This window comes from Phenylobacterium sp. (genome assembly GCF_030654915.1).
Taxonomy (GTDB): Bacteria; Pseudomonadota; Alphaproteobacteria; order Caulobacterales; family Caulobacteraceae; genus Phenylobacterium.
This window is the reverse complement of the sequence record NZ_JAURWM010000330.1, coordinates 1-10,767: the sequence shown is the minus strand read 5'-3', so window position 1 is coordinate 10,767 and position 10,767 is coordinate 1. Positions and strand designations below refer to the sequence as shown.

Here is a 10,767-nt window from a genome sequence, read left to right as displayed (position 1 = left end):
CAAAGTGTCATCCCGGAAAGCGCGCAGCGCTTGTCCGGGACCCATTCGCACCGAGCCCGCCGGATGAGCTACCACGTCTACATTCTCGCCAGCGGCGACCTCTATGCGGCGATGATGGCGCCCTAGCCTGCACGATCAGGTGTTCATGGGTCCCGGACAGCCGCTACGCGGCTTCCGGGATGACATGACCAGATGCGGCCCCTAAGCCGCCGCGTCGCCGAACTGTAGGGCGGCCAAGCGTGAATAAAGCCCGCCCTTGGCGGCGAGTTCGGCGTGGGTCCCCTGCTCGACCACCTGGCCGCCGTCCATGACCACGATGCGGTCGGCCTTGAGCACGGTGGCCAGGCGGTGGGCGATGACCAGGGTGGTGTGGCCGACCATGGCGCTTTCCAGCGCCCGCTGGACCAGTTGCTCGTTCTCGGCGTCCAGCGCGCTGGTGGCCTCGTCGAGCAGCAGGATCGGCGTCTCGCGGATCAGGGCGCGGGCGATGGCCAGGCGCTGGCGCTGCCCACCCGACAGGCTGCGGGCGCGGTCGCCAAGCGGGGTCTCGAAGCCCTGCGGCAGGGCGTCCAGGAAGGTCTCAGCCTGGGCCGCGCGGGCCACGGCCCGGATGGCGCTCAGATCGGCGTCCTGGCGGCCGAAGCGGATATTCTCCACCGCCGAGCCGGAGAACAGCGGGGAGTCTTGCGAGACCAGCGCCATGCGGGCGCGGACCTGCGCCGGATCGGCGTCGCGCAGATCCACGCCGTCGAGGCGGATCGTTCCGCTCTGCGGGTCATAGAAGCGCAGCAACAGGCGGAAGACCGTGCTCTTGCCCGAGCCCGAGGGGCCGACCAGGGCCACCCGCTCGCCGGGCGCGACCTTCAAGGAAAAGCCGCTGAGGGCCAAGGCGTCGGGGCGGCCGGGATAGGCGAAGCTGACGGCGTCGAACTCGATCTCGCCGCGCGCCGGGACCGGCAGCGCCTTGGGCGCTGGCGGCGCGGCGATGGACGGCTGGGCCGCGAGCAGTTCGGAGATCCGCTCCATGGCGCCGGCGGCTTTCTGGACGTCGCCCCAGGTCTCGCCCAGGGCGCCGACCGAGCCGGCCGCCATCACCGAAAGGAAGGCGAACTGGAATAGCGCGCCCCAGGTCATCTCGCCGCGCAGGCCGGCGTGGACGCCGAGCCAGAAAATCACCACCACGCCGCCAAAGACTAGGCCGATGACCAGGGCGGTCATGACCGCCCGCGCGGTCATGCGGCGCAGCGAGGTCTGGAAGGAACTCTCAACCGCCTCGCCGAACCGCGCCGCGCCGGCGTCCTCACGGCCAAAGGCCTGGACGGTCTCCAGCGCATCGAGGGTTTCGCCGGCATGGCCGACGGCGGACGCGAACTGGTCTTGGGTCGACATGGTCAGCTTGCGGACCCGCTTGCCAAACAGGAACAGCGGCGCCAGCACGAACGGGAAGATGCCCAGCACCAGGCCGGTCATGCTGGGGCTGACGATGACCAGCAGGATCAGCGCGCCGATCAGGGTCAGCAGATTGCGCAGCGCCACCGAGATAGAGGTGGAGAGCAGGCTCTCGACGATCTGGATGTCGGTGGTCAGGCGCGAAAGCACCTCACCCGTGCGGGTCTTCAAGAAGAAGGTCGGATCCAGCGTGAGAATGTGGGCGTAGGCGGCCTTGCGCAGGTCGGCGGTGATCCGCTCGCCCAGCTTGGTGACGAAGAAGTAGCGCAGCGCGCTGGAGGCCGCGAGCGCCAGGGCCACGCCGCCGATCAGCCAGAACCAGGGATCGACCGTGGCCGCGCTGGCCTTGGGGTCGGTCAGGTGATCGACCAACAGCCGCACCGCCCCGGAGAGGCCCAGGGTGGAGGCGGTCGCCGTCAATAGGAACAGGCCCGCCCAGGCGGCGTCGCCCTTGTGCATGGCCAGGAACGGCGTCAGCCGACCGAGCGCCTTGACGTTGCGGCTACGCGCGCGACGGTCGGCGGCTTCGCTCAAATCCTGGGCCATGGCGGCGCCCGCACTGGGGCGTCCGGGGGCGGGGGCCTCGTGGGCCAGATCACTCATATAAACTAGCGCCCTTGCTCTTCCCGCGCCTTATCCTGTATACGCGCGGCTTCCTCGCGTCCGCCATCCGTGGCGTGCGATATATTCCTGCCGCTCCTTTACGTCGGTTGCCCTCTCGATGAAACAAGACACCCACCCCGACTATCACTTCATCACCGTGGTGATGACCGACGGCGTGAGCTATCAGACGCGCTCGACCTACGGCAAAGAAGGGGCGACGTTGAACCTCGACATCGACCCGAAGACGCACCCGGCGTGGACCGGCGGCAACGCCCACCTGCTGGACCGCGGCGGCCGCGTTTCGCGCTTCAACGCCAAGTTCGGCGGCTTCACCCGCAAGTAGGACCTGCCGGCGCGTTCGTCGCGCGGCAGACCTTCGCGAGCAGATACAAAAACGCCGCGACCCGTGCGCGGCGTTTTTTGCTGTGGGCGGATGGCGGACACTCCGGTGTCATCCCGGAATTCGCATCGCGGCTGTCCAGGCCTCATCAACACCGGATGCAAGCTAGGGCGCTATCATCGCCGGATGGAGATCGCCCAGTTCGGATTCTGGCCTCAATCAGCCGCACCCCATCCGGCGGGCTCGGCACGGATGTGCCCCGGACAGCCGCGATGCGACTTCCGGGATGACACCTAGTTGGTAGGTGGCGCCAGGCGTCAGCGGCCGAAGGCGGCCTGCAGGCGGTCAAATTGGGACAACACCGGGTTCGGGATCTCGACGGTGGTGTCTTCGATGTACATGCGGCGGTCCAGATGGCGGACGCGCTCGTAGAGACGCTCGGAGCGGTCGAGCAGGGCCAGCAGGCCGGCCGGCAAGTCTTCGGTGGTCGCGCCGCGGCACACGTCTTCAGCGCCTAGGCGATAGCGGTCCTCACAGGCGCCTTCCGGCGGCATGTCGCCCTCGCGCACCGCGCGCTGAACCAGCAGCCAGGAGGCCACCTGCATCAACCGCGTGGTGAGCCGCATGCTTTCGCCGGCATAGGCCAGGGCCGCATTGCGCGACAGCAGCTTGGATTCCTGGCGACCGGAGCCGTCGAGGTAGCCGGCGGTCTCTTCCACGAGATCCATGCCCTCCTGGAAGGTCCGGTCGAACAGTTCAGACCGCGCGAAATCCTGGATCACATCGGCTCGCCAGGCGCCCGCAGGGGCAAATCCATCGGTCATCAAAGCACTGAGCCTCTAATAGCTTCGCCCGCTTGGGATGCGGCGCTCGGACCGGTGGGTCTGCAACGCCCGTGCCAAACCTAAGCGTTCGTTATCGATGATCCGCGTTTACGTTCGGTTATCCGTAAGCGCAGGTCAGCTTGGCCGCGAGAATAGCGCGTCGGCCTGCGCCCGGCCCGCCCGCTTACGCTCAATCTGGGCACGACACCTGGTGATCTCCGCCTCCAAGGCCTCGATCCGCTCCTCCAACTCCACGACGGCGTAGAGTTCGAGGTCTTCGCGCATCGCCTCGGTCAGGCGCTGACCGCGTCCCACGCGGGTTTGAACCGGTTCGTCCATTGCGAGCTTCCCTTTGCCGGGCGTCCTTCGACGTCTATCTGAGCACTGAAGAAACTTTACCCGCAAAAATACCGGAGGGCACACCCGTGAGCGACACCATGACCGCCATCACTGTGGAGGGCGGGCGAGGGCCTGCGGAAAACCTGAAGGCGGTCTCGATTCCCCGCCCGGTTCCCGGCCCCGGCCAGATCCTGATCAAGGTCCATGCGGCGGGCGTGAACCGTCCCGACCTGGCGCAGCGCATCGGCGCCTATCCGCCGCCGCCCGGCGCGCCCGACACGCTTGGCCTGGAAGTCGCCGGCGAGGTCCTGGTCGCGGCCGGCCGCTGGAAGGTGGGCGACAAGGTCTGCGCCCTGCTCGGCGGCGGCGGCTACGCGCAATACGCCGTCTGCGACGCCCGCCACGCCCTGCCGATCCCGGCGGGCCTGGACTATGTGCAGGCCGCCGCCTTGCCTGAAACCGTCTTCACCGTCTTCGCCAACGTGTTCGAGCACGGAAGCCTGAAGAGCGGCGAGACCCTGATGGTGCATGGCGCGACGTCCGGGATCGGGACAACGGCGATCCAGATGGCCAAGGCCGCCGGCGCTAAGGTGATCGCCACGAGCCGCGGCGCGGGCAAGGCCGCCGAGGCCCTGAAGCTGGGCGCCGACGTCAGCGTCGACGTGACCGCCGAAGACTTCGCCGAAGTCGCCAAGGCGCAGGGCGGCGTCGACGTGATCCTGGACATGGTCGGCGGCGACTACTTCGCCAAGGGCCTGGACTCGATCCGCACCGGCGGGCGGATCGTCTACATCGCCACCCAGGCCGGCGGCGAGGTCAGCCTGCCCATCTTCAGGCTGATGATGAAGCGGGCTTTGGTCACCGGCTCGACCTTGCGGCCCCGAGACGCCGACGAAAAGGCCCGGCTGGCGGAGGCTATCGAGGCGCAGGTCTGGCCCTGGATCGCGGCCGGCAAGCTGACGCCGCAGATCGACAAGACCTTCCCGCTGACCGAGGCCGCCGCGGCCCACGCCTATCTCGAAGGCGGAAGCCACGTCGGCAAGGTGATGCTGATCGCCGACTAAGCGCTGTCCTCCCCTGCGTCGCGGGGGAGGAAGCGATAGACGCCCTCGCCTACTGCGCCTGCGCGGCCTCGAACGCCGCCAGGCGCTCGTCGGCCAGGCGTTGGCGCTCGGCGCGCATTTCAGGGTCCCAGGAGTTGCGCGGCCCAACGAACAGGCCGCCATCCACCATCAAGTGCGTGCCGGTGACGAAGGCGCTTTCGTCCGAGGCGAAGAACAGCGCCGCATGGGCGATGTCCTCGGGCAGGCCCGGCTTCTCGATCGGCTGGGTGTTGGGCGCGCTCTGGGCCATGGTCTGCTTGACCATGCCGGCCATGCCGGCGGGCACCCGGTCGGGCGGGGTGAAGATGTTGGTCAGGATCAGCCCCGGGCAGATAGCGTTCACCCGAATCCGGTCGCGGGCGAGATCTGCCGCCGCCACCCGGGTCAGGTGGATGACTCCGGCCTTGGCCACCGAATAGGCGATCGGCCCGTAGCCCGCCTGGGTCCCGGCGATCGAGGCGGTGTTGACGATTGAGCCGCCGCCGCGCGCCTTCATATGCGGTATGGCGTAGCGGATGCCGAGCGCAACGGACCGCAGCAGCAGGTTCTGGGTCTGGTCCCAAGCCTCGCCGGTCAGGTCCTCCATCCGGCTGGGCGTGCCGCCGGCCCCGGCGTTGTTGAAGACGATGTCCAGCCCGCCGAACCGTGCGGCCGCGCCGCTCATCAGCGCCTCGATCTGGTGCTCGTCCATCACGTCGCAACGCTGATAGGCGACCTGCCCGTCGAACCGGGCCGCCAGGGCCGCGCCGGCCTGATCGTCGATGTCGCCGACGAACACCTTGGCGCCCTGCGCCACGAACACCTCGACCGCACCAAGACCGATGCCCGAGCACCCGCCGGTGATCACGGCGACCTTGTTTTCTAGACGACCCAAAGGACGTTCCTCACGCTGACCGCGCCTCTACGGGCGTCCGCCAAACCATCCCTCACCACCCTGGGCCGCACAACGCGAAATTCGAAGAATGGGTAGGTTCCGCCGCGTCGACAAGGCTTCGCGAGGGCGTCCCAAGACGAGAAAAGACAGATCCGTCAAAAAATATTGACGCCACCAGCGTCGTACCACAAGTTCGAATAAACGCAGGATAGCGTTAGGCGATAGGGCCACTGGGGAGGCGAGAAGAGAATGAACCGTAGAATCAAGTTGTTGTTGTCGAGCGCAATCGTGGCGTGCGTGGCGGGAACAGGGGCGTTCGCCCAGACTCCAGGCTCGAACATGATCGAGGAATTGGTGGTCACGGCGCAGAAGCGCGAGCAGAGCCTGCAAGACGTTCCGGTCGCCGTTTCGGCCTTCACCGACGAGACCCGCGACATCGTCGGCATCCGCTCGATCCAGGATTTCGCCACCTTCACGCCGGGCCTGTCGTTCAACGCCGGCACCGACCGGATGAGCCTGCGCGGGGTCGGCCGGCTGACCAATGTGCTGGGCTCCGATCCCGGCGTGGCGGTCTATGCCGACGGCTTCTACACCGCCTCCAACTCCGAGGCCGCCAAGAGCACGTTGTTCGTGGACAGCGTTGAAATCCTGCGCGGGCCGCAGGGCACGCTCTATGGCCGCAACTCGATCGGCGGCGCGATCAACGTGATCTCCAAACGCCCGGCCGACACCTTCGGCGGCGAGGTTCGCGCCACGCTCGGCAACTACAACCTCAAGCAAGTCGAGGCCACGGTCTCGATTCCGATCGCCGAGGGCCTGCGCACCAAGCTCGGCGGCCTCTGGACCAAGCAGGACGACGGCTACTTCAAGAACGTGGCGGGCGGCCCGAGCGAAGGCGGGGTCAACGACGACACCTGGTTCGAAGTTCAGGTCGAGGCCGACCTCGGCGAGAACGCCACCGCCTGGGTGCGCTATTCGTCCTCCACCTGGGACCAGCGCGGCCGCACCAGCAACCTGGTCAGCCCCTACTACAACACCACCAGCCCGATCTTCTTGGATGGCGACCCGCGAGGGCCGAACGCCTTCATGCGGCCCGAGGGTTTGTTCCCGTCCTCTTTCTATCTCTACAACACGCCTAACCCCGGCGTGGACGACCACCGCAAGTTCTCGACCGACACCCCGTCCTCGCGGAAGCTGGACGACCAACACCAGTTGGTCGCCGAACTGTCCTGGAACCTGGGCTGGGCGGCGCTGAAATATATCGGCGGCTACAACCAGTACAAATTCACGCAGATCACTGACTACGACGCCACCGCGCGTATCTCCTACCCGACCCCGATCGTCGGCACGCCAGTGTTCCCGAGCATCGCGGCCGAATATATCGAGGACAAGAAATTCTGGAGCAACGAGCTCAATCTGAGTTCGATCAACGACGGCCCGCTGCAGTGGATCGCGGGGCTCTACTATTACCGTGAGAAATTCCGCCAGCCGATCACGCTCTACGCGCCCGGCCAGGCGCAGATCGAGCGGCCCCAGATCGGCATCGCCACCACGCCGGGCTTCCTGTTCCTGCCGGCCGCGCCGAACCCGGACCGTATCGTCTTCCTGAGCTTCGGCGATCTCGACACCAAGGCCACCGCCGCCTTCGGCCAGATCGACTACGCCTTCAACGACAGCTTCAAGGTCACCGGGGGCCTGCGCTATTCCAAGGACGAGAAGAGCGCGCTGGAAACCTCGCGCCTGGTCTATTTCAACCCGCTCACCCTCGGCGCGGTCGGCGGCGCCATCGACGTCACCACCGCCTCGGGCGGCACGGGTCCGGCCTCGCGCAATCTGAGCGGCGAATGGGACGCCTGGAGCGGCACCCTGGGGGCCGAATGGTCTCCGGACACCAGCACCATGGCCTATGCGAAGTACAGCCGCGGCTACAAGTCGGGCGGCTTCAACCTCGGTGCCCTGGCCGCGCGGCCCTCGGTCGAGCCCGAGACCCTCGACGCCTACGAACTGGGCTTCAAGAAGAACTTCGGGACCACGCTGCAGACCAACGCCGCGTTCTTCTACTATCAGTATGAAGGCGCCCAGGTGCCGGTGACCGTTGTCCGAAACTCGGTGAACCAGCAGGAGTTCATCAACATCGCCGAGTCGCAGTCGATCGGCGCGGAGCTGGAAGTTGTCTGGGCCCCGATCGATCAGGTCCGGGTCATGCTGAACTACAGCTACCTGGACGCCACGATCGAAAAGGCCTGCTGCATCGTCAACTCGGCCGACCTGCTGGCCACCGACGTGAACGCCAAGCCGGCCGGCCCGCTGATCGGCGGCCGCCAGGCCCAGGACTTGTCGGGCAACCGCCTGCCCTCCTCGCCCAAGAACAAGCTGGCGCTAAACGGCACCTACCGCTTCGACTTCGAGCCAGGCTCCCTGACGCTCTCGGGGACCTACTCCTGGAAGGACAAGGTCAGCTACGGCATCTTCGATTACTCGCCGGAAATCGCCCCCTCGCAGGACCAGCTCGACCTGCGGGCGATCTGGGCCGGCGCCGGCGGGCGCTATACCGTGATCGGCTATGTCAGGAACGTGTTCGACGATGAGTTGCTGGACGGGATCGAGACCGGCCCGGAGAATGGCGGCTCATTGCGGACCCTCTACATGACGCCGCCACGGACCTACGGAATCGAGCTTCAGTATCGCTTCTAGGACTCACCATCCATCAAACGGGCGCGCGGACCTCAGGGCCCGCGCGCCTTTTTCTTTGCTGGAGAATGATTCAGGAACACGCCTAAAATCCCCCCACCCGCAGCAACGCCTTATCTGCCAACGGCTCAATTATGTCGCGGCTGTAAGATCAAAGCCGTTGACGGTGGGGAACCTGTCCCTCACGATTTAGCCAATTCATGTTCGGGCGATCCAGGTCTTCAAGGCTCGGGTCTGCGCCCGGAGCGATAATAATGACTGCGCAACATTTTTCGCGCGGCGGGAGGATTTGGTGGCTCACGGCTTTCACATGCCGATTTTCGGGGGCGCGTATGCGCCCCGCGCCGCCGCACTGACTCATCTTTTCCATCACGCCGGACCTCGGCGCACCTGGCCGACAAGCGATCTTGGACGCGGCCAGACGAGACTGATTTCCCATCGGAGCCCTTCATGACTGCGACGGCCACCGCCGCCGACCGCCCGCCCTTGGCGTTTTCGACCAAGCTGCTCTACGCCGTGGGCTCCACGGCCAGCGCCATCAAACTGCGGTCCCTCGGGACCTTCCTGATGATCTTCTACAATCAGGTCGTGGGGCTGGCGCCGCAGACGGTCACCCTGGTGCTGATGATCGCGTTGATCTTCGACGCCCTGATCGATCCGTTGGTCGGGCAGATCTCCGACAATTTCAAATCCAAGCTCGGCCGGCGCCACCCGTTCATGTACGCCGCCGCGATCCCGTTCTCGCTGGCCTTCTTCATGCTCTGGAACCCGCCGCAGGGCTGGTCGGAGCAAGCCCTGTTCTTCTACCTGCTGGTCTGCCTGCTGACCCTGCGGTTCTGCGACACCTTCTTTGAGCTGCCACACAGCGCACTCGCTCCCGAACTGGCCAAGAGCTACGATGATCGCACCAAGCTGATCTCGCTGCGGATGCTGTTTGGGGTGGTCGGCGGCTTGGGCATGACGATCCTGGCCTACAAGGTCTTCCTCAAGGAAAACCCGGACGGCAGTGGCGGCGTGCTCGCCCGCGACGGCTACTTCCTCTACTCGCTGACCGCCGCGGCGCTGATCTTCGCGACGATCCTGATCTCCACCCGCGGGACCCAGAGCCAGATCCCCTATCTGCGCGCCGCGCCAACCCGCCAGATCACCTTCAAGGCCATGGTCACGGAGGTCCGCCAGACCCTCAACAACCGGGCCTTCGTCGTCGCCGCCCTGACCGGCATGTTCGTGGCCGTCGCGACCGGCGCGCGCAACGGACTGGAGATCTATTTCGGCCTCTACTTCTGGGAGCTGACCCAGTCCCAACTGGCCGCCCTGGTCACGATCAGCGTCGCCGGCGGCGCGATCGGGATGATCGCCTCGCCCCACGTCGCTCGGCGGATGGGCAAGAAGTACGGCGCTATCTTCATGTACACGAGCGCCCTGACCGTCGGGGTCGCGCCCGTGGTTTTGCGCCTGATGGGTTGGATGCCCGCCAACGGCACGCCTGAGCTGTTCGCGATCCTGTTGGTCGAGACGATGATCAACACCGCCTTCGCGGGCGGCACCGCGGTACTGTTGGTCTCGATGGTCGCCGACGTGGTCGAGGACGCGGAGGTCAAGACTGGCCGACGCTCCGAAGGCCTGCTGATGAGCGCCGACAATCTCGTGAAAAAGATGGTGTCCGGCGTCGGCGTGTTCATCTCCGGCACGATCCTGGCCTTCATCGGCTTCCCGGAGGACGCCAAGCGCGGCCAGGTCGATCCCGAGATCATCCAGAACATGGGGCTGATCTATCTCCCGACGATCGGGGTGCTCTTCGCCTTGGGGATCGCCTGCTTGTTCGCCTTCAACATCGACAAGGACAAACACGAGGACAATCTCCGCCGCCTGGGCGAACTGGCTGAGGCCGGCGAGGCCGCGGGAGTTCTCGATGGGGAAGACGCCAGTTCCACCCCTGGCGTGACGGGCGCATCCGCGCCGCTTGGTTCAAAAGCTTAAAAAGGCCGACGCCATGACCGCGACCGATTCTGCCGGCCTGCCGCCGCGCCCGCCCATCACGTTCAAGACCAAGGCCCTCTACGGCCTTGGCGCCTCGGCCAGCATCATCAAGCAACGGGGCATCACCACCTTCCTGCTGCTGTTCTACAATCAGGTCATCGGCCTGCCGCCGACCATGGTGTCGACGGCGATCATGCTCGCCCTGGTCTTCGACGCCTTCGTCGATCCGCTAATCGGCCAGATTTCCGACAACACCCGTAGCCGCTGGGGCCGGCGCCACCCGTTCATGTACGCCGCGGCCCTGCCGGTCTCGCTGGCCTTCTACCTGATCTGGAACCCGCCGATCGGATGGGAGAACGAGGCGCTCTTCATCTACATGCTGGTCTGCCTGCTCACGATCCGGCTGTTCGACACCTTCTTCGAGCTGCCGTCCTCGGCCCTGCTGGCCGAGCTGACCCAGGACTACAACGAGCGCACCAGCATAATTTCCATCCGCTCGTTCTGCGGCGTCGCCGGCGGGCTGATCATGCAGTTGCTGGTCTACCAGGTCTTCCTCAAGAAGAA

General features: G+C 66.1%; 9 protein-coding genes. 5 read left to right on the top strand and 4 right to left on the bottom strand.

From position 1 onward, the window contains the following. Positions 1 to 201 precede the first annotated feature (201 nt). Positions 202 to 2,052: an ABC transporter transmembrane domain-containing protein gene (locus Q7T84_RS17305; protein ID WP_304811310.1), complete on the bottom strand. Its 1,851-nt coding sequence runs from the start codon at positions 2,050 to 2,052 to the stop codon at positions 202 to 204. Positions 2,053 to 2,170: 118 nt separating this feature from the next. Here Q7T84_RS17305 and rpmE point away from each other — a divergent pair, with 118 nt between their 5' ends. After that, positions 2,171 to 2,395 (top strand): 50S ribosomal protein L31, encoded by a 225-nt coding sequence (rpmE, locus tag Q7T84_RS17300; protein WP_304811308.1) that lies wholly within the window; start codon positions 2,171 to 2,173, stop codon positions 2,393 to 2,395. Between the two features lie 314 nt (positions 2,396 to 2,709). On the opposite strand, the gene Q7T84_RS17295 is transcribed toward rpmE, so the two are convergent. Beyond that, on the bottom strand, positions 2,710 to 3,216 hold the full coding sequence (locus Q7T84_RS17295; protein ID WP_304811306.1) for a DUF1465 family protein: 507 nt from the start codon (positions 3,214 to 3,216) through the stop codon (positions 2,710 to 2,712). A 135-nt stretch (positions 3,217 to 3,351) separates the two neighbouring features. Next, a complete protein-coding gene (locus Q7T84_RS17290) occupies positions 3,352 to 3,555 on the bottom strand; it encodes a DUF1192 domain-containing protein (protein ID WP_304811304.1) in 204 nt (67 codons plus the stop codon). An 86-nt stretch (positions 3,556 to 3,641) separates the two neighbouring features. Between Q7T84_RS17290 and Q7T84_RS17285 the strand changes: the two genes are divergently transcribed. Beyond that, positions 3,642 to 4,619, top strand: coding sequence for an NAD(P)H-quinone oxidoreductase (locus Q7T84_RS17285; protein WP_304811303.1), 978 nt, complete (start codon positions 3,642 to 3,644; stop codon positions 4,617 to 4,619). Positions 4,620 to 4,668: 49 nt separating this feature from the next. On the opposite strand, the gene Q7T84_RS17280 is transcribed toward Q7T84_RS17285, so the two are convergent. After that, on the bottom strand, positions 4,669 to 5,532 hold the full coding sequence (locus Q7T84_RS17280; RefSeq protein ID WP_304811301.1) for an SDR family NAD(P)-dependent oxidoreductase: 864 nt from the start codon (positions 5,530 to 5,532) through the stop codon (positions 4,669 to 4,671). Between the two features lie 249 nt (positions 5,533 to 5,781). On the opposite strand from Q7T84_RS17280, the gene Q7T84_RS17275 reads away from it, so the two are divergent. The 3 genes from Q7T84_RS17275 to Q7T84_RS17265 form a co-directional block, all read left to right on the top strand. Continuing rightward, positions 5,782 to 8,226 carry a TonB-dependent receptor gene (locus tag Q7T84_RS17275; RefSeq protein ID WP_304811299.1) on the top strand — a complete coding sequence of 815 codons (2,445 nt, stop codon included), beginning with the start codon at positions 5,782 to 5,784 and terminating at the stop codon, positions 8,224 to 8,226. Between the two features lie 447 nt (positions 8,227 to 8,673). Then, positions 8,674 to 10,203: an MFS transporter gene (locus Q7T84_RS17270; RefSeq protein WP_304811297.1), complete on the top strand. Its 1,530-nt coding sequence runs from the start codon at positions 8,674 to 8,676 to the stop codon at positions 10,201 to 10,203. A 13-nt stretch (positions 10,204 to 10,216) separates the two neighbouring features. After that, on the top strand, positions 10,217 to 10,767 hold a 551-nt coding region (locus tag Q7T84_RS17265; protein WP_304811295.1), incomplete at its 3' end, for an MFS transporter.

Bases quoted from the DNA above. Each gene is read 5' to 3' on its own strand.
- Q7T84_RS17305 (WP_304811310.1), bottom strand. From the start codon at position 2,052: ATGAGTGATCTGGCCCACGAGGCCCCCGCCCCCGGACGCCCCAGTGCG.
- rpmE (WP_304811308.1), top strand. From the start codon at position 2,171: ATGAAACAAGACACCCACCCCGACTATCACTTCATCACCGTGGTGATG.
- Q7T84_RS17295 (WP_304811306.1), bottom strand. From the start codon at position 3,216: ATGACCGATGGATTTGCCCCTGCGGGCGCCTGGCGAGCCGATGTGATC.
- Q7T84_RS17290 (WP_304811304.1), bottom strand. From the start codon at position 3,555: ATGGACGAACCGGTTCAAACCCGCGTGGGACGCGGTCAGCGCCTGACC.
- Q7T84_RS17275 (WP_304811299.1), top strand. From the start codon at position 5,782: ATGAACCGTAGAATCAAGTTGTTGTTGTCGAGCGCAATCGTGGCGTGC.
- Q7T84_RS17270 (WP_304811297.1), top strand. From the start codon at position 8,674: ATGACTGCGACGGCCACCGCCGCCGACCGCCCGCCCTTGGCGTTTTCG.